Here is a 19,936-nt window from a genome sequence, read left to right on the forward strand (position 1 = left end):
ATGTTCGAACAGGTTGACGGCAACACAAGCGGTGTGGCAAGCGTCGTCCCAGCGTTTTATGGTTATGCTGTGGCTCTGACACTTCGGTCCGTCGATGCATCCCAGATTCCTCAAGACATTCCTCGCGGTCGCCCGGCAACGAAATTTCACCCGGGCCGCCGAAGAAGTTCATCTCGCCCAATCGAGCGTGAGTGATCAGATCCAATCCCTGGAAGCTGAACTTGGCACGGCACTCTTTACCCGATCGAGGTCAGGTCTGGAACTGACGCAAGCAGGCCAGGTGTTAAGTTCCTATGCCGAAGACATACTGATGCTGTCAGACGAAGCCCGCGCCGCCGTAGCGGCGGTCTGTGTGCAAAACCCTGGGTCGGTAACGATCGGTGCGCTTGAGACGATCGCTTCGGTCAAGCTGCCAGGATGGCTGTCCGGATTTCAGCACCGTCATCCTGACATCAATATCAAGCTGAAGGTCGCCGGCAGCGGTGATCTGCGGCGAAAGCTCGAAGCGGGCGAAATCGATGCCGCCTTCTGCTTTGATCAAAGCGGCCCTGACGAACGTTTCGCCAAACGGGCAATTGCCGCAGAGCCATTGGTCCTCATTGCGCCTCCTGGATGTGAATTCGCAACGACGAAACCGGACTTGGCCACGCTCGCCTCGGCGAGCTTCGTGGCGACTGAAGCCGGATGCGTCTACCGGTATCTGTTCGAGAAGGCATTTGAAGAGGCAGGCGCAGCGGCACCGAGGATTGGAGCCGAAGTTGGCAGCATAGGCGCAATTGCACAGCTGGTGGCGGCGGGCGCGGGCCTAAGCCTGGTTCCGCGCCTTGCGGTCGTCGAGGCCCTTTGCCGCGGCGAAGTAAGTGAGGTGTCCTGGCCGGGCATGCAAGCAGTTTTGCTTGTCATGATCTGGCGGCGCAGACGTGTTCAGCCACCGGCCCTGAGATTGTTGCTGGCAGCCGCGAGCGATCGATTTGCGCCAGCTAAATCAGTCGATGCCCACCCTCGACATGCAATACCGTCCCTGTCGTGAAGCCATTGCCCATGAGAAAGCAGACAGCATCGGCGATATCGTCCGCCCGTCCCACGCGTCCGACCGGCAGCCGTTCTGCCATGGCGCTCAATGTGTCGTCCTTCTTGTCGCCGGCAACGACTGTCCAGATGGGTGTGTCGACCCAGCCGGGAGAGATTGCATTGACACGAATTGGTGCGAGTTCAACCGCAAGCGCCCGGACCAATCCTTCCAGCGCCGCATTGACGGCAGCGACAACCGATCCGCGTGCGGATGGACGATAGGCCGCGATACCGGAGGTGAAGGTAATTGAGCCGTTGGCGGAGAGCAGGGGGCCACCATGCTTTGCCAGCAGCAGCGGTCCGTAAATTTTGCTTTCGACGACCCTTTGCGCGGCCTTCAGATCGAGCGAAGGCAGCAGCTGATAGGCTCCTTCGATATCGGCGGCCGTGCTGACGATATGGTCCAACCGACCTATCCGCCGAAACAGATCGGCGACCTGATCCTCGTGTGCTATATCGATCGCGGCCGTGCGAAGCGCCTCGGGGTTCTGTAAATCCTCGCTGACGCGTCTCAGTTTATCGGCGTTCCGTCCGGCAATGACGACCTCCGCACCGGCGGCAAGAGAGCGTTTTGTCAGCGCCAGGCCCATTCCAGAACCGCCGCCGACAATCAAAATCCTTGAATTCGAAATTTCAGCCGTTGCCATGTCTCTACTCCTGCCCATGATCACTGCAGCCGAGGATTGGCAGAGAAGGTCAAAAAGAGAAAACGGGGAAAAGCGATAGCATCATCGGAAGCCCCGATGGAGCGCAAAAGGTATTTGGGATCCGATGTATGACCTGGCCAGGGCTCGTCGCACCTTCGAGATTGTCCGATGACAATCCAACGCCTAGCGGACATTCCATTCGTTCTCTGGATACAGCTCAATCGAGCCAGATATTTACGAAGACACTAATGTGTGCATAAAGTAATATTAATGCAAGCGCAGCCGCACAAGTCGGAGGAGACTTGTCAACCGGGGAGAATGGCGCATTCTTCGTGAATCTCTGTGCGGCGCAGCCGCCTATTCTTCCTCGGTCAAGGCATCGCCTAATCCTGGGCGGTTGCGTGTGACTGCTTCGGTTGTTTCGGGCCAGTTTAGATGATGACAGGCAACCTACACGCCTCCCGTTTCAGCATCTTCGAAGCCGATGTCGACGAACTGCGCGAACACTATGCCAATACTTTGAAGCCGGTCCAGGTTAGCCCGATCGACCGCAGCAGTACCATTTCCGTGGAAGATACCCATTTCTCCCTTGGAGATTTCGACATCTGGTCGGGCCTTTGCCGGTCTGGAATGGAAGTCAATTTCTCGGAGCCGCCGGACGCCTACGCGCTCTATGTTCCGATAGCGGGTGCGATGGAGATGGCTGGACGCGGGCATCAGCTCACGTCGACGCCCGGGACACTTCTGGCCGCAGACCTTTCAAAAGCCACCATACTGCGGCTGCATAACGAACGCAGCCACATCGGAATCGCTTTCAGCCGCCAGTCCGTCACCCGCCAGCTGAGCGAACTTCTTGATGCGCCGGTCACCCACGATATCGAGCTCTTTGCCGAGTACGATGCACATTCGGGTGCGGGTGCGAAACTCGCCGCGATGGTGCACCTGCTCTGGAACAATCTGATAAGCGAACCGGCGGGCGCCATCTCGGCGCGTTCCACGGAGTTCTTCTTCCGAACGATCATGGTCACGCTTCTCGAAAACGTGCCACATCGCTATTCGGCGTTGTTGGAACGCCCCGTGTCGCCTGCCATGCCAAGGCAGATGAAGCGGGCCATCGACTACATGATGGCCAACATCGCAAGGGCGGTAAGCGTCGAGGAGGTCGCGCGCGATGCAGGTGTCAGCACCCGCGCCCTCCAGGCCGCGTTCAAGCAATTCAAGAATACGACACCATTGAACCACCTCCGCCAGCTTCGCTTGGAGGGAGCGCGAAAAGACCTCCTTCTCGGCCACCAGGACAGCGTATCCATCTCCGATATCGCCCGGCAGTGGGGCTTTAGGCATGTCGGGCGCTTCTCCATCCTCTACCGGGAAACGTTCGGGGAAATGCCGACGGAGACGCGCCGGTTCGCAAGGGCAGGAAAGTGACGGCCAGGCAAATTCATCGGCTATCGAAATGTGACCGAGTGCTCACGGGGACCGCCCATCGAGATAGGGGTGGTCGATGGGCGGCCGATGCTCAAGCTGGCGGCTATCACAACCGCCACATTCACCGCTAAAACCTGCCCGGCCGAAAGCCGAACATCAATGCTTTCGGCCCTCGTTGCCGGTTCATTCCTAACTTTCCTGCGTGTTTCGTATAGGAAATTCGCTATGTGTATACAGCCCCGCCGCGACGGTGCCCCGCCATGGCTATGGCGCCAGCGACGATGCCCAGGCTTTGACGGCCGCCGCCATGCTCGCCTGATGGTCGGTGAACGAGAAGCCCGATATCTTCTTTCTGGGCCTCAGATCGTGGTCACCGTCTTCGAGCCAAACCAGTTCTATCTTGTCGGATATCCCGTAGCCTTGAACCTCCTGCCTTGTGCCGAACTGGTCCCGCGTTCCCTGGACGATCAGCGCCGGCGTTTTCAGCGTTTCGAGATGCTTCGTGCGAAGCTCATCAGGCTTGCCTGGGGGGTGAAACGGATAGCCGAGGCAGAGGAGCCCGGCGATCTTGCCTTTGGCGAATAGCTCGTCAGCAATCATGCTGGCAACGCGGCCGCCCATCGATTTTCCGCCAATGATCAAAGGCCCGCGCGCGCCGAGCCGCTCGACTGCGGTAACATATTCCGGAATGAGTTTGTCGGCGCGGGGCGGCGGCTTGCGGCCCATGGGCGTTCGCCTTGCCGCCATATAGGCGAATTCGAACCTGGCGACCCGAAAGCCGGCGGACGCGAGAGCTTCGGCCGCAGCCGTCATTGACGTCGAATCCATCGCCGCGCCGGCACCATGCGCAAGCAGGACTGTAAACTCGGCGTCGTCACGGCCGTTTATCTGAAAGCCATTTTGCATGAGCTATTCATAGACGGACGGCCAGCCTTTGTCATCGGACGCTTCGGACTCGAATTAATTCGTCGATACGATGAGTTCGCCATTTACTTCCGGCGGATTTGCGCAGCATATTAGAATGTTAGCAACTACGAGGAGAGGGGCATTCGAACAACTCGACAAGTGCGCTCGGATGACTCCGATTCTGGGTCAGGGAGGACCAATCATGAGGCGAATTTTGTTGCTCGCGGCATCGACCGCGGCGGTATCGCTCGGCGTCTCGTATGCCTTCGCGCAATCGGGCAGCGTCGAGAAAGCGGTTGGCGGTTACGGTTTCGAAGAAGCCGCAAAGGAGGCGGCCGGCACGAAGGATTTCCATTCTGCCGACGGCCATCTGACATTCGCGATTGTGACGCATACGGCTGGCAATGGATTCTTCGACCCTGTCTATGTCGGCGCGACGGTTGCCGGCAATCTGATCGGCGCCAAAATCCTGCTGCTAGGCTCGGAATCACCGACCGACGATCCTGCCCGCGAGATCGAAATCCTGAACCAGATCGTGCAGGACCCGACGATCGACGGGCTGATCATGACAACGCCGCAGGCCGGCGCCTATAACGACATCGTCAAAACCGCCGAAGCGAAGGGCATCCCGGTTGCCACGACGAATTCCTTCGATGGAACCATTCTCAACCGCAATAGCCTGAGCCATACCGGGCAGGACGCGTCCGCGGCCGCGATTGCCGGCGAGGCGCTCGTCAAGTGCCTGGCGGACAAAGGCATCGAGAAAGGTTCGATCGTGCTGCCCTCGTCGACGGCCATGGGAAACATCGAGGTGAACAACCGTGTGACATCGGCGTTCAACGCGATCGTCAAAGGACTTAAGGATGCAGGCAAGCTGGAGAACTTCAAGGTCGATGCGGGGCCGGAGAACACCGGCATCGACACCAACCCGAATGATCCGGTGAACGGTATCGTCACGCTGTTTGAATCCCGCGGCGATGTGGTCGGCGCCTTCGCCGGCAACAACGTCTTCACGCCGGCCCTTGCCAAGGCCGTCGCCCAGACCGGAAAGACCGGCAAGATCTGTGCCTATGGCTTCGATCTCGGTCCGGCTCAGCAGGATGCATTGAAGAGCGGCGACCTGACGGGCGCGCTCGGGCAGCAGCCGTTCCTACAAGGCTTCTGGCCAGTCATGCAGCTTTATCTGCAGATCGATCGCGGCATCGCGGCGGCCAATCTCGATACGCGTGCCCAACTCGTGACCGAGGAGACTGTGGGAGATGTCGGCAAACGCTTCGAGAATTAATGTCACGCGCAATGCTCCAGATCGCTGGGGGAGGGCGCGCGCTCTCCCCACAGCACCCGGCGTCTCGAAAGCCGAATAGAAGAAGCTTATGGAGCCTAATACGACGACCCGGCCAGACCGCGCACCTTCCCAGCTGATCGGCGGCTGGGAGGTGGGGCTCGTTGGGCTGCTCTTGCTGCTCTATCTCGGCGGCGCGATTGTCAATCCCATCTTCTTCGGATCGGCGGAGGCGTTCCATGCGCTGCTTCGCGATACCTCGCGTGTGGCCATCATCGCAGTCGGAATGACGTTCGTCATCGTCAACAAGGATCTCGATCTCTCGGTCGGCTCCACTTATGGCCTGGTCGCCGTCGTCTTTGCCCGACTGTTCGCATCCAACGTTCTCGACCTGAACGTCCTGACAGCGACAATCCTCTGTATGATTTTAGGTGTTGTGATAGGCCTCGCCAACGGCCTGCTTGTCACTATCCTGAAGGTGCCCGCATTCATTGCCACATTGACGGTTCTCTTTATAGGCCGCGGATTCGTACTGGCGCTCACCCACGGCCAGGCGATCTATTATCCTGGCAAGGCGAAAGAATATCCGCTGTTCTTCCACCTCGGTGAGACAAATATCCTCGGTTTCAACAACCAGATTGTGATCTTTGCCATTGTCGCGGTGATCGGCGCCCTTGTGCTGGCGAAGACACGCTGGGGCTACGAGACCTTCGCCACAGGCGGCAATGAGCAGGCAGCGGTCTATGCCGGCATACCGACGAACTGGGTGCGTATCCGGGCCTACCTGATCTCCTCGCTCTGCGCGACGCTCGCCGGCCTGATGTCCGCCGCCCAGGATAAGGGTGTGACGCCGCTTTACGGTGTCAGTGGCGAGCTGACGGTCATCGCCGCCGTGATCATCGGCGGCGCTTCAATTCTTGGCGGCCGCGGCCGCGTGGCCGGATCGTGCCTCGGTGCCTTGCTGGTTGTCCTTCTCGACAAGGTTCTACGCGAGGGCTGGCCGATCACGCGCATCATCAAAATCGGCGATGAGGAAATTACGGTCAATGCGATCTTTTCGCTGCCGGTCGGTGCGGTGCCGGTTTTCATCGGACTACTTCTCATCATCGCCGTGCTGATCGAACCCCATCTCATTCGGCGCCAGCTTGCAACACGTTTCTGGGCGTGGCTTCGCGGCAAGCCGCCGCCGCTGGCCTACGAAATCGGCGGCGTTGCGCTCGAGGGCGTTCAGACCAAAGGAGCAATGGCGACCGACATGGCAATGTCGCCGACCACCTTCGGAAGGTTTCTTGGCCGGCGCGATTCGCTCGCTATCATCCTGGCTGTCTTGCTGTGGTGTGCGGGTGTTGCGCTCAGGCCCGACTATTGGTGGAACCTGTCGAACAGCTTCGCGATCCTGCTCAACTATACCGAGTTGGCGCTGATCGCGATCGGGCTCACCTATGTTATCGCCGCCGGCGATATCGACCTCTCCGTCGGATCGGTCCTTGCACTTGCCGGGAGCACTGCCGCCTACTTCCTGAAAGTTCTCGGCGCCGATCCAATCACGGCAATCGCGATGGGTCTTCTTGCGGGAATGGCCGCGGGTTTCGTCAATGCGGTCGTGACGGTTGGCTTCAAGTTGCCAGCGTTCATCGCCACTCTTGGCATGTACTACATGGCACGCGGTCTGGCCGCCTGGTTCGTCGCCGGACAGCAGCTGGCGGGCTGGCCGGAAGGCTACAACCTGATCGGCCGCAAGGTAAACGATATCCTCCTCCATTTCCGCGTCTCGCTGCCGCCCGGCATCCTTCGCACGGTAGCCGAAGTCGTCAGCGTCCAGACGATCTGGATGTGTTTCGTCGCCCTGATGGCCGGCGTCGTTCTCGCTTACATGCCGTTCGGACACAAGGTCCGCGCCACTGGCGGAAACATCCGCGCCGCGGCCTATGCCGGCATCCACACCAACCGGGTGCGCTTCATCGCTCTCATGCTGGCGGCGCTCTGTGCAGCCATGGCCGGGGTCATCAACATCGCCTATTTTCGGAGCTTCAACCCGGTTGCCGGTCAGTTCCGCGAGCTTGACGCCATCGCCTCCGTCATCATCGGCGGCGGCTCGATCTTCGGCGGCTACGGCACGATGATCGGCGCACTCGCAGGCGCGGCGGTGATTACGCTGGTGCGGGCTCTCATGCAGCTCAACGTACAGGGATTTAATATGCCGCAGCACTGGATCAACGTCTTCATCGGCCTCATCCTCATCGTTGCGGTGTTGATCGACATATGGGTGCGCCAAGCCAATATATTCGGACACCTGCTAGCCCGCCTCGCAAGAGCGCGCAGGGGCAAGGAAATCGTTCATGGTTGACATAACACGACCCGATCCGATTGTGGAAATGCGGAGTATCGAGAAAGCCTTCGGCGCGGTGCAGGCACTCCGCAAGGTCGACCTCGTGCTCTATCCCGGCGAGATACTCGGCCTAGTCGGCGACAACTCGGCCGGCAAATCGACGCTCATGAAGATCCTGACCGGCGCCTATCAGCGCGATGCCGGCGAAATCTTCGTCGCCGGGAAACCGGCGTACTTCAAGAGCCCGCACGAAAGCCGCGACGTCGGCATCGAGATGATCTACCAGGACTTCGCGCTATGCGGAAACATGGATGTCGGCCAGAATATCTTCCTAGGCCGCTGGCCGCTCAAAGGCCCTTTCGTCAATCGCCGCAAAATGTATGCGGAAGCTGACGACGTGCTGAAACGGCTCAAGGTCGACGTGAACTCCGTGTATCAGAAGGTCGAAAGCCTGTCGGGTGGCCGTCAGCAATCCGTCGCCATTGCCCGCGCGATTTCTTTCGATCCGCGCGTCGTGATTCTCGACGAGCCGACAGCCAACCTTTCCGTGATGGCGACCGAGCGCCTGCTCGAAACCATGCTGGAGCTAAAGAAACAGGGGGTTGCACAAATCATCATCTCGCATCGCCTCGTCGATATCTTCGCCGTCGGCGACCGCGTTATGGTGCTGAAGCGTGGCGAATATGTCGGCGACCGCTACATCAAGAACACCGACGAGCATGAGGTTCTTGAGATCATCGTGTCGGGCACGCGAGAGGACGCACTGACAGCCGATGAGGCACGGCGAGTTTGAGCGGCTGCTTTTAATGTTTTCAACAAGATGAATGGTGGGCGATGCGAATGTGCGATTATCGGCCAAGTGCAATAGCTTAGTTGCCCGCACACCCAAAAACGTGGCTTTGATTTCGTTATCGAATTTCAATCGAGCCCGCACCTTTTATTTAGATAGCGCTCCTTAGTGCTAGAGATGGTCGCTCAAAGGGCGGGTTTGGGCAACTAATGGTCCTGGACTTCCAAAGGCAGGCTCGACCACCTTCCGGGAACCCCGACTGGGCGGACTTCAATTTCTGTTCTGGGGCAGCGCCGCGTTACTCGAGGTCGTGCCCCCTTTCGGTGAGGAGCGCCGGTTCTCCAAAAGGCGTAGCAGCAAGTTCCGTTTTCTCTTGCGCTGGACAAGATCAATATCACTGACAAGCTTTGCGCCGCCCTCGCGCCGCTCCAATGTGATCTTGCGGCTATGGAAGGCTTCCAGCTCAGCTCGATGCGCTACGCTTATGATGGTGACCTTCGGTAATTCATGGATCAACATCTCCATCATCTTGTCCTGACTTTTCTCATCGAGTGCTGACGTTGCTTCATCCAGCACAACGATATCGGGAGTGTGTAGCAGGAGACGCGCAAACGCCAGCCGCTGCTTTTCGCCACCCGATAACGTCTGGTCCCATGGCGCGTCGTCCTCGATCTTGTCGTTCAGATAATCGAGTCCCACCTTCTCGAGGGCGGCCTTGATCTCATCCCGCGTCCAGCTATCGGCGGCGCCGGGATAGGCGACTGCACGGCGAAGCGGCCCGGAAGGGATATAAGGCCGTTGCGGTAACATGAACAGTTGTCTGTCGGCGTGGAAATTGACGCTGCCGTCACCCCACGGCCAAAGACCTGCGATGGCCCGCACCAGCGTGCTCTTGCCTGAACCGGATTCTCCGGCTACGAGCACCCGCTCGCCTGGTTCGATCACGACCTGGGTTTCCTTGACCACGGCGGTGCCGTCGTCAAGCGACACGGAGAGATCGTTTAAGCTGAGCATCGTGTCGCCTTCAGTTTCACCGCGCTTGATGCGTCCCAAGGCGTCGCTCTGTTCCGCGCGCTCGAGCCCGTCGAGCGACATCATCAGCGAAGCGACGCGGCGTGCACAGGCGTTCCAATCGGCGAGACGGGGGTAGTTGTCGACCAGCCATCCGAACGCGCTTTGAACGATAGCGAAGGCTGAGGCGGCCTGCATCACCTGTCCAAGGGTCATGCTGCCTTCGAGAAACTTTGGAGCGCAAAGCAAAACCGGCACAACTGGAGCAAACAAGCTCGACCCCTGCGACACAAGCGCTGTGCGCATGTGTTGGCGCGCAAGGAGCGCCCATTGCCTGAGCACCTTGGCGAACGTCTTCTCGACGTCGTTACGCTCCTCTTCTTCACCGCCGAGCAATGCGATACTCTCGCCGTTTTCCCGTACATGCGTCAGCGTGTAGCGAAATTCGGCTTCCGCCTGATTTTTGACCTCAGAGACGTGGACGAAATGGCGGCCGATGACCGCCATCGAGCTCGACGTGATCGCGGCGTAGAGTACCGCGGTGATGACGAGGAAGCCAGGAACAGTGATGGTCGAACCTGCGATTGTCAGACTGAGGGCTCCGCCGATCGTCCAGAGCACCACGATGAAGGTCGAGGCCGACAGAAATGCGGAAATGACACCCGCGATGAAATCGACGGGTGATTCGGTGGCAATCCGCAAATCTTCCGCGACGCGCGCTTCGGGGTTTTTGTGGTCGCCGCCGATGAGGTTCAACTGATAGTAACGGCCGTTTGCGAGCCAACGCGCGATGACTGCGGTAGTGAGCCAGCAACGCCAGCGGCGCTGAATGGTCATACGAAGGGAGACTTGTGCAACGACAAGGACGACGGTTCCGAACACCAGCGGCAGGAATATAGCGCTCAGAATATATACGGTGCGGGCATTGTGTTGTTCTATGGCGTCAAAAATTGCGCGATTCCAGGCGTTGATTCCATACTGGAAGCCGACATTGATGCAGATCAGGGTCAATAGCCCGATTGAGCACGGCCAAGCGAGCCTGTCGCCGCCGCGACTCCAGTAACCGCGCGCGCTGATCCAGAAACGCGTTAGCAAATACCTCTTGCGCGCCTGCTCGGCCTCCTCAGGCGTCAACTCTGTATCGGGTTCGATTACATTTGGGGGCGGCGCGACCTCGACAGTCGATGCCTTCTCTTGGCGCGACTTCTCGGCACCGTACGGGTTGGTGCCGTCGACCGATTTCGGATTGAATTTAGCGTCGGCCATACGCACGACAACGGCTTAAAAATCAAAAGGTTTCATGATGGCGGCGTCGAACATGGCATCGGATAGCTTCTCGAGAAAATGAGGTGGTCGCCGCTCGAACTCACAAGGCTCCGGGACACCAAGACACATTGCGCATTGGCCAAGTCGGATGCGTGTACACTGAGAATAGGGCAATTTCGGGCACGTCACCGATGTGAGGGGCAGCTTCACCACTGCTAGCAAAGACAACTGCAAGACCTTGAGCCCTTTCGTCGGCAGCCATCCGGTAGGCGTCCGGTATCGCTCCCGCCGTAGTTGTTACGTCCTCAATGAACGTAAGGCGGCTTTCCGCGACATCCTGCCCCCTCACTCTCGCGACACGTGCCACTAGTCTTTGCCTCTTTGCGAACCAAACAGGCAGGGACGCCTGATCCGCACATTGGAAATGACTCGCATTCTCCCGGGCTTGAGCGTTAACTGTTGTTCTGACCGAGGAGGTAAACCATGGCCATGTATCTCACGCGCTTCAGCTACACGCCCGAGACATGGGCGCGCATGATCGAAAACCCCGAGGATCGCCGAGAGGCGGCACGTACTTACATTGAATCCGTGGGCGGAAAGCTCCATGGATTCTGGTACGCCTTTGGCGAGCATGATGGTTGGAATCTGTGGGAGGCGCCTGATAACGTGTCGATGGCGGCTGTCGCGCTTGCCATCGGCGCAGGAGGAGCGCTCAGCTCTATTGAGACCACTGTCCTCCTCAGCGTCGAGGATACGATCGAAGCCTTGGAAAAGGCGAAGTCGATTCGGTATCGTCCACCGGCAGCGTAGGCGGCGGCCCAATGGTTCCCATCCATGTTGAAGAAGTGTGCTTCGCGCGCGTCTCGTCCCCGGCGCAAGCTCTCTGTGGATTGCGCCGGAGGCAATAAGGGTCCGCAATGAGCCGAAGACCGCCTTTTGGCAGGCGCGGAGGGACTGGTATGCGAATTGGTCGAAGTCGGTCCCCTGCTAAGACGCAACAGGAGCCCATTCGGCGCTCGCTGGCGTTCTTATTGCGAAGGTTTATACGGATCCCGTCGCGTTCCCTCCCGCTGGCTCGTCGTGGCACTGAGGGAATGGTGGGCGATGATCTTGCGGCTCTCGAATTCACCTTGAGTACTAGTCGCACCGGATGGCTGTTGGAAGCCCCCGTGATCTACGGAGCTTGTTATTTAGCAATAGTTATTCTACTCTTTCTTGTGGGTTTTTAGCCTTATCCTGGATTGGAGCGTTCTCGCAATGCTGAAACGTATTGCCGTCCTTTTCTCGGTCGCTCTAACGGGATGTGTGCCGTCCTGGCCGAACCTAACATTGGCTCCACCCAATGCCAGCAACTGTCAAAACACACGGCCGAGCGCAGCTGAATCTGCCGCTTGGCGCCGGGCACAAAGGCTGAATACACGTCAATCCTACCAGGCTTTCCTCGCTGAATATCCTCGCAGCTGCTACGGGACTTTGGCCGTCGAGAGGGTGAAGACGACGGTTCAAAAGCAGCCTGTCACAGTCCGGAAATTGGCGACCCAACCTCGGCGAGACTTCTGGGGACGGCGAGTCTACTAGCGCTGTCTGCTCTGCTTCATAGACTGCGTTTTTCGAGGGGCAATGTGCAGCCGCATCTGGAAACCTGGGGATACCCTTCGATCTCATTGAGGGATAGGCGGCAGGCCGCGAAGCTCAGCGTCGGATACAATCGTGGGGTTAGCTGTGCATTTTGACGTTGTTCATGCTGCTGACCCGCGCTTTCACGGCGGTACGTCGAGCGCACTGAGAGCCGAGCTGAAGGCGGCGAATCAGTGGGGGGTGAGCTGTGGCCTGCTGCCTTTTTTGGGGCAGCGCACGCGTGAGCTCGGCGTCTTCGACAGTCGTACAGCCGCAGTTATCGAGCAATCGAATACTGTTTGGCTCACAGGATCCGAAGAGGCGACCTGCGACATTCTTCTGGCTCACCATCCTGCAGTGTTCGAGCGAATGCCGCGTTCGCCAGTGCGTTTGCAGCCTCGCCGCGTCGTTTGTGTGGTCCATCATCCTCTGTTCGATGGCAATCGCGTTCCCCAATACGATCTGGGAGTCGTGGAACGCGTGTTGGATCGGCTCTTTGGTGTTCCGGTCGTGTTTGCTCCTGTTGGGCCGAAGGTCCGATCCCAGTTCGACAGTATTGGGACCGAGAGTCCTGCGCTGCTTCAGCACGATTTGTGGAACATGATTGACCTTGCTGAATGGGCATCTCCCCAGCGAACAGCTCCAACAGGCACCATCAATGTGGGGCGCCACACGAGAGCGGACCCGGCGAAATGGCCCAGTTCCGCAGATGAGCTACGGGCAGCCTATCCCGACACACCCAATTTCGCCATCAAGGTGTTGGGCGGTGCCCCGACGTCAATCCAACCCTGGATAGGCTCGAACTGGCAGATCAGTCCATTCGCGCAAAACAGCGTATCGGACTTTCTCAGGCGCTTGGATTTTTATGTTTATTTTCACAGCCCGCGGTGGGTGGAAGCATTCGGATTATGTATCGCGGAAGCAATGGCGAGCGGCTTGGTGACGATGCTCGATCCTTCATTTGAAAGCCTCTTCGAAGATGGCGCCGTTTATTGCAACGTTGCCGAAACGCGGAACGTCATCGAGCGATTTGTCGCCTCACCTTCGACCTATCTCCAACAATCAAATGCCGCGCGAGAGCTTGTCCGGAGAAAGTTTGCGATCGATCAATACCCGCAACGCATGGCGCGCCTCTGCGATGATCTTGAACTGTCCAGCCCCTCCGCCCTGAAATGCAGCCGAACCGCGGGCAAGCGCTATCTAACTGGCAAAACCGCCGAAGACAAAGCGCCAGGATCATTGTCGCGGCGTATGGGCAAAAAGCGGCGGATACTTTTCGTCGCGACAAACGGTATTGGGCTCGGACATATCACGCGTCTGATGGCTATCGCAGAGCGTCTGCCCGATGACACGGATCCTATTTTCTTTACCCGATCGTCCGGATCCGCGTTGGCTTATGCGCGAGGTCACGCTGTTGACTACACTCCTTCCGGCTTGGCGATCGGAGTAACGGACGACAGTTGGAATAGGGCATATGCGCAAGAGCTACTGACGGCCGTGGAGTCGTTTGATGTTTCGGCGGTGGTGTTCGATGGGAACAGGCCGTTTCCAGGATTGATTGCCGTTGCCGAAAGCCGTCGCGACCTAGCCTGGATTTGGATCCGGCGTGCCTTGTGGCGCCTTGACCACGACTTTGATCCAGGTTCCCAGGATATATTCGATATGGTGATCGAGCCGGGCGAATTTGCTCATGACGAAGACCATGGTCCGACCCGCGATATGGTGGGATCTGTTGCCGTCCCCCCTCTGCTTCTGTTGGATCCAGGGACGCGACTGCCCAGGAGCGAAGCTGCCGACAAGCTAGGCGTCGACCCTGGCCGCTTCACCGTCGCGGTACAACTAGGCTCGCAACGCAACTTTGACTTTGAGGATTTGCCCGGCCTAATTTTCGCCGGCCTGGTGAGGCGGAATATACAAACAGTTCAGATTCTCAATCCGCTCGCGAAACCTTCCAAGCAGGAATGGCGGGGCGTTTTGCGCACAAGCATTTACCCCTTGGCTGAATATGGCAGCGCGATCGATCTTCTTGTCACCACCGCCGGGTATAACAGCTTCCATGAAAGCATCTTGGGAGGAATCCCTTCGATCTTCGTGCCCAATGAAGCTCCGGAAATGGATGACCAGCATCTTCGCGCTGTTTATGCCCAAACAGCAGGCTTGGGTCTCTGCCTGCGGTACTCGGAGTTGGATCGTGTGGAGACAACCCTCGACCTGGCACTATCTGACGCCTTCCGCACCGAGGTTCGCCGACGATTAGCTCGCGTGAGTTACGTCAATGGCGCCGCCATGGCCGCGAATGCGATCGAGCAGCTTGTCTTCAGTATCCGCGCTGACCGCCCGCTGCATGCCTCGATTGCTCGCAGGTGAACTAAGGGACGCATCGGCGCTCACCTGGTCGGCAAGAAACTCGTCGATGGTTGATGAAAGTGCGATTTCGTTGGAGATGTCCCATTTCGCGAGGATCAATGACCAGCGCCGGCGAGCGTATCTGCCATAGATTTCGGGGGAGAGCGAAGGCAGATAGCTCCGGGTAGGGAGAAATTCCAAAGGGGCGGAACTTGCAGCGATCAGATCGGGACGCAGCTCTGACAGAACGACAACAGGAAATTCGCCATTAGCCCTGCAGGCCTCCATGGCCGTATCAAGAATCTCGGGAAGATTGGCCGGCATCATGCCGAGGACAGAGATAAGGCTCCTGGGCCTGGCCTCCTCCACCGGATCTTGCAGGACATAAAGAAGGCTGTCCTCTTCATCGGCCGTATCGACGATCCTCCCAATTCTCTTGCGCCTGCCGAACGGCGAAAACCAGCCAACTTTGTCTATAATCCAGCGCAAAGCCATTCCTGTGTTCCTCAAAGTCCATTTTGCTGAACAAAAAGTTCGACTTCTCCTTCGATTTCCTTTCGGGTGGCAGCGTTCAGTTTTTCACCCACCGAAGACTTGGTCCGTTCTGCCTCTTCGACCTTGAAACGAGTGGCGAGCGTTGCGTTAAAATATGCCTTCTGCAAATCCGGCTTTCCACGGCTAAAACCACCCTCCGCGTAACCCTTGGCAAGTTCGAGATAGGCGTCCTCGAAGCCTCGGCGTGCTGACAGTTCCAACAGGGTAAGTGCGCGATTGGCATCGCGAGGAACTTTGCCTTCGCCCTTCACGAGAAGGCGTGCTGCGTAGAAGGGCGCATATTGGTTACCTATTTCCGTCGCGCGGATCATCAGATCAAAACCCCGCTTGACATCTTTCTTGACACCCAAGCCGCTGACATAGGCACGGCCGAGATTGGTCATGGCGTCGATCTGACCGGCATCGGCCGCCGCGGCATAAAGCCTCGTCGCCTCTACATCATCTTTCTTCACGCCGGTACCGCGACGGAAGCTGTCGCCGAGCGCAGTGATCGCATTCGACCAGCCGCTTGATGCTGCAAGTCTGTACCACAGGATCCCCTCTTCGGGATTTTGAGGCACGCCTTGACCGCGGATGTAAGCCGTTCCCACATTCGTCCTTGCTCTGAGATTTCCGAGCGGTGCCGCCTTCATGTAGAAGTCCAAGGCACGCTTGTAATCGACCTCGCGGCCGATACCGGCCCGGGCCATGTAACCGAGATTGACGAATGCGGCGCTGTATTGCTGCTGGCTGGCAAGTTCGTAGAAATGCTCCGCCCAGTCATAGCGTTTCGCTATTTCGAGGACGCGGGCTAACTGAAACTGCAGGCGTGGGTTGCTGGGATCTGCAGCGAGCGCATAGCCGCAGGAGCGCAGCCCGTCGCGGACGTTCACCAGCCCGTTCGTAACGCCGGGTACCACGCGTTGAGGATCGTTTGGATCGGCTGCATATAGGTCGCAATCCGTAACGAGCGTCTTCATGCCGCTTTGTGTGTCGGGCATTTCGCGTGGCCAGACACGAAAAGTCTCGCTGACGGCGCGCTCGCCAGCCTGCTGAAAAATAAACTCCGCTCCAGCGGCTGCAGTAGCCTCATCGGACGGCGGCTCGGTTGAAATCGGGGTGGCGGCAAGTGCGCCGCTGACAAACAGCCCGCGCTTCTGCAACTCTGCAACCTGGAGACTGCTGCGTTTGAGCGCTTCGGCCGCAAGCTGGCTCTTCGGAAACACTTTGGCGAAACGTTCGAAATCCGTTGGATCCGCGCTGTCTTGAATGAAATACCACAGGACCTGGTCAATAGTCAGCGCGCCATCGCCCCCCGGGACCTCGGGTGCTGGCTCGTCGGCGCCGCCCGGCTTCAGGACGAATTTGGTTTCGATCGAGCCTGTGATCCACGGTATTTGCGATCCGCTGGTGGCAAGGCGCACGTCTCCACGCACTGTTCTGAACGTGTCGTAGATGTCGAGGCCCGGCTGCTGAAGCGCATTGGCCAGCGCCAAAGAATAAGGGCTGTTCACTCCGGTGCCGTCGTAAGCCACTTCGCCGGCGCCTGTGGCGAAGGCGATGAGGACCTGACCCGAGCCGGCCTCGATATTTGCCAAGCCCTGCTGCAGTCCCTTTTCCGAGGTCAGTGGGTTGTTGCGGCAGGCGTCCAAAATGATCAGCTTGACGCCGACCGGGTCGTCCTTGACGATGTCTATGAGGTCATTGAGAACCATGGCGTCGTCGACCACTTCTTTGGCCGATCCGGTCCTTACATCGACGGGTAGCAGCAGGCTTCGCCCTTCGTATTGCAGCGCATGTCCCGCGTAGTAGAGGATAGCCAGATCAGCGCCGAGAAGATGGGCGCGGGTGGCATTTTCGAGGTCGCTGAGAGCGGCCTTCTTGACGTCGTAGAAAAGGAGGACATCGAAACCAAGCTCCGTGAGCGTCGCGGCAATCAGCTTGGAATCGTTTTTCGGGTTAGCGAGAGGCGCAAACTCGTATTCGCCATTCCCCACCACGATGGCGGCTCGCCGCTCCGCATGGGCCATCTGCGAGAATGCCGTTAAGAACAGCGCCAACAGCGGGATCAGGAAAATCCACTTCGGCCGAAAGCAGGAACTTCTTTGCATCATGGCAGGTAAGCCCAGATTGTTGACTTCGTAGTCCTGACGAGAGGTAAGAATAATGCCTCCATAGTAATGCAATTTTTGGACCTTGGCATGGGGGTAAAGGATCAATGCCAGCGAAAGCCGCTTCCAATGGCATCGCGAATTCAGACTGACGCGTTTCTGGCCGAATTCTTTGCCCCGAGAGGATAAACCCGGTGCTATTGCCATGCTGCTTTCGAGGTGGCGGGTCTTTATGATAGGCTCATGATCCAGGACTGCCGGCGTCACGAACAGGGGCACTCTCCGCATGGCCGAAGAACGCAAGACAACCGTCCAGACGCCGCTTGGACCAGAGACGCTGACCTTCACGCACCTTGTTGGCCATGATGAGATCAGCAGGTGTTTTGCCTTCACCGTTGGATTCGTCAGCCCCGACGCGAACGTCGATGCCCTGAGGCTTCTCGGAAAGCCAATTTCGGTTGAAGGCGAGGCAGGAGACCCGAAACGGTGGTTCAGCGGGCTCGTATCAGACTTCCGCCTGACCCGCATCGAAGAAGGATTTGCCTATTACGAGGCGGAGCTGCGGCCTTGGCTTTGGTTGCTGGGCAACACCACTGACTGCCGCATCTTCCAGAACATGAGTGTGGTGGAAATCGTCGAGGAAATATTCTCGAAATATAAGCCCGCCAAATTCGAGAAGCGGCTGCAGGGTTCCTACGAGGCACGGGAATACTGCGTGCAGTATGACGAAACCGACCTGGATTTCGTGCAGCGGCTGCTTGAGCATGAAGGCATCATGTATTTCTTCGAATATGGCGAGGGAGAGCACACCCTCATTCTTGCCGACGCCATGAACAAGCTGAAGCCTGCGCCGGGTTATGCGACGGTCAAGTTCCGCGCCGAAGGAGAACCACTGCGCCGAGACCAGGAATATATCACGGAATGGGTGTCAACCAGTTCTGTTCACCCGGGTACCTATGCTCATACGGACTTCGACTTCACCAAGCCCGGCGCCGACCTGATGGCGCAATCGGCGCAGCCCTTTGCTCACGCGGAATCACAGGGCGAGCACTATCGCCATCCCGGCGCCCATCTGACGGTTGGCCGCGGCGACGCAATTGCCGTGGTGCGTCGCGAGGAGCTTCAGGCAGCCCATCAGCGTATCGCCGCCGCCGGCACTTTGCGGGGACTGGCTTCGGGCTGCACCTTCAAACTGGAAAATTTCCCGCGCAAGGATCAGAACACGGACCATGTGGTCCTCAGCGCCGACTACCGCTTGTTCGATCCTGGCTACCGCCCCGCCGGTTTTGCGGGCGAAGAAACTTTCCGCGCGGCGCTCCACGTTGCTCCGACCTCCGTCACTTATCGGCCGGCGCGAACCACGCCCCGACCGATCATGCGGGGCCCGCAAACCGCGACGGTTGTCGGCCCTTCGGGCGAGGAAATCTTCACCGACAAATATGCGCGGGTGAAGGTACAGTTTCACTGGGACCGCCTCGGTAAGAAGGACCAGAACAGTTCCTGCTTCGTGCGGGTCTCGCAAACCTGGGGTGGCGGGAGCTGGGGCTTTATCCAGATCCCCCGCATCGGCCAGGAGGTGATCGTCGATTTCCTCGAGGGAGATCCCGACCGGCCCATTATCACTGGCAGGGTCTATAACGGCAAGGAGATGCCTCCCTATGAGCTTCCGGGAAATGCCACCCAGTCCGGATTGAAGACGAATTCCTCGCCCGGCGGGGGCGGTTGGAACGAACTGCGTTTCGAGGACAAGGCAGGATCCGAAGAGGTCTATTTCCAGGCGCAGAAGGACCACAACCTGCTGATCAAGAACGACCGCGGCAAGCTCGTCCAACATGACCAGTCCGACCGCATCGACAACAACGCCAAGCATTCAGTCGGGGTGAACCTCGACGAGGATGTCGGCAACAACAAGACGACAAAGGTGGGCGTCGACCGCACAGTGAACATCGGCTCCAATGACACCGAGACGGTAGGCATCAATCGCTCTCTCACCGTCGGCGCTGACGAGACGATCGGTATCGGCGCAAATTCCACCGAGACGATTGGTTCCAACCACACCCAGACTGTCGGCATCGTCCAGACGGTCACCGTCGGCGCGGCGCGGATCGATACGGTCGGGGCCGCAGAGACCAGAACCGTCGGCGCGGCACAGATGAACACCATCGGCGCGACGCGATCGGTCAGTGTTGGGATCAGCCAGAGCCATGACATCGGTACATCCGACAGCTGGGAGATCGGCACTAATCAAAGCATCGAGATTGGCGGCGGACAGACGAGCGAGATCGGCAAGGGCCGCAGCGCCAAGATCGGCGAGGATGATGCGACCGAGATTGGAGGCGCCCGGATGGTGAAGGTCGCCAAAGGAAGCGCAGTCGAGGTCGGAGAGGATGGGCTGATCAAGATCGGAAAGGATCTGCTGATCGAAGCCGGCGACTCGGTGGTCATCAAGTGCGGCTCGGCGGCCATTGCAATGAAGAAGGACGGCACGATCTCGATCGAAGGCAAGGATATTTCGGTCAGGGCCACGGGCAAGTTCAACGGCAAGGCGTCCGGTGAGGTCGTTTGGAAGGGCAGCAAGATCAGTCATAATTGAGGGGT

At 58.5% G+C, this 19,936-nt stretch carries 13 protein-coding genes; 8 read left to right on the top strand and 5 right to left on the bottom strand.

Features of this window, described 5'->3' with window-relative positions:
• Positions 1-94 precede the first annotated feature (94 nt).
• Positions 95-1,030: a LysR family transcriptional regulator gene (locus BN1800_RS14915; protein ID WP_086998812.1), complete on the top strand. Its 936-nt coding sequence runs from the start codon at positions 95-97 to the stop codon at positions 1,028-1,030.
• Here BN1800_RS14915 and BN1800_RS14920 read toward each other — a convergent pair.
• The gene (locus BN1800_RS14920; RefSeq protein ID WP_027509540.1) at positions 981-1,718 is read right to left on the bottom strand and encodes an SDR family oxidoreductase; all 738 of its coding nucleotides are present in this window, start codon (positions 1,716-1,718) and stop codon (positions 981-983) included. The genes BN1800_RS14915 and BN1800_RS14920 overlap by 50 nt on opposite strands.
• Before the next feature lie 435 nt (positions 1,719-2,153).
• Between BN1800_RS14920 and BN1800_RS14925 the strand changes: the two genes are divergently transcribed.
• Entirely contained in the window at positions 2,154-3,146 is a 993-nt protein-coding gene (locus tag BN1800_RS14925; RefSeq protein WP_244564505.1) for an AraC family transcriptional regulator, read from the top strand.
• A gap of 264 nt (positions 3,147-3,410) precedes the next feature.
• Here BN1800_RS14925 and BN1800_RS14930 read toward each other — a convergent pair whose 3' ends face one another.
• Positions 3,411-4,052 carry an alpha/beta hydrolase family protein gene (locus BN1800_RS14930; protein ID WP_086998815.1) on the bottom strand — a complete coding sequence of 214 codons (642 nt, stop codon included), beginning with the start codon at positions 4,050-4,052 and terminating at the stop codon, positions 3,411-3,413.
• Between the two features lie 202 nt (positions 4,053-4,254).
• On the opposite strand from BN1800_RS14930, the gene BN1800_RS14935 reads away from it, so the two are divergent.
• The 3 genes from BN1800_RS14935 to BN1800_RS14945 all read left to right on the top strand — a co-directional run bounded on the left by BN1800_RS14935 (position 4,255) and on the right by BN1800_RS14945 (position 8,456).
• On the top strand, positions 4,255-5,337 hold the full coding sequence (locus BN1800_RS14935) for a substrate-binding domain-containing protein (RefSeq protein ID WP_086998818.1): 1,083 nt from the start codon (positions 4,255-4,257) through the stop codon (positions 5,335-5,337).
• Between the two features lie 88 nt (positions 5,338-5,425).
• Positions 5,426-7,681: an ABC transporter permease gene (locus tag BN1800_RS14940; protein WP_027509544.1), complete on the top strand. Its 2,256-nt coding sequence runs from the start codon at positions 5,426-5,428 to the stop codon at positions 7,679-7,681.
• Positions 7,674-8,456, top strand: coding sequence for an ATP-binding cassette domain-containing protein (locus BN1800_RS14945; protein ID WP_027509545.1), 783 nt, complete (start codon positions 7,674-7,676; stop codon positions 8,454-8,456). The genes BN1800_RS14940 and BN1800_RS14945 overlap by 8 nt, the downstream gene beginning before the upstream one ends.
• 267 nt (positions 8,457-8,723) lie before the next feature.
• On the opposite strand, the gene BN1800_RS14950 is transcribed toward BN1800_RS14945, so the two are convergent.
• Entirely contained in the window at positions 8,724-10,730 is a 2,007-nt protein-coding gene (locus tag BN1800_RS14950; protein WP_086998821.1) for an ABC transporter ATP-binding protein/permease, read from the bottom strand.
• Positions 10,731-11,213: 483 nt separating this feature from the next.
• Here BN1800_RS14950 and BN1800_RS14955 point away from each other — a divergent pair, with 483 nt between their 5' ends.
• Both BN1800_RS14955 and BN1800_RS14960 read left to right on the top strand, forming a co-directional pair.
• Entirely contained in the window at positions 11,214-11,540 is a 327-nt protein-coding gene (locus BN1800_RS14955) for a GYD domain-containing protein (RefSeq protein WP_027509547.1), read from the top strand.
• Between the two features lie 900 nt (positions 11,541-12,440).
• On the top strand, positions 12,441-14,714 hold the full coding sequence (locus tag BN1800_RS14960) for a glycosyltransferase (RefSeq protein ID WP_244564506.1): 2,274 nt from the start codon (positions 12,441-12,443) through the stop codon (positions 14,712-14,714).
• Here BN1800_RS14960 and BN1800_RS14965 read toward each other — a convergent pair.
• Both BN1800_RS14965 and BN1800_RS14970 read right to left on the bottom strand, forming a co-directional pair.
• Positions 14,601-15,188, bottom strand: coding sequence for a hypothetical protein (locus tag BN1800_RS14965; RefSeq protein ID WP_244564507.1), 588 nt, complete (start codon positions 15,186-15,188; stop codon positions 14,601-14,603). The genes BN1800_RS14960 and BN1800_RS14965 overlap by 114 nt on opposite strands.
• Before the next feature lie 11 nt (positions 15,189-15,199).
• The gene (locus tag BN1800_RS14970; RefSeq protein ID WP_086999285.1) at positions 15,200-17,341 is read right to left on the bottom strand and encodes a caspase family protein; all 2,142 of its coding nucleotides are present in this window, start codon (positions 17,339-17,341) and stop codon (positions 15,200-15,202) included.
• Positions 17,342-17,624: 283 nt separating this feature from the next.
• Here BN1800_RS14970 and BN1800_RS14975 point away from each other — a divergent pair, with 283 nt between their 5' ends.
• A complete protein-coding gene (locus tag BN1800_RS14975) occupies positions 17,625-19,931 on the top strand; it encodes a type VI secretion system Vgr family protein (protein WP_086998827.1) in 2,307 nt (768 codons plus the stop codon).
• Positions 19,932-19,936: the final 5 nt, after the last annotated feature.

The sequence above is a fragment of the Rhizobium sullae genome (genome assembly GCF_900169785.1).
Lineage (GTDB): Bacteria > Pseudomonadota > Alphaproteobacteria > Rhizobiales > Rhizobiaceae > Rhizobium > Rhizobium sullae.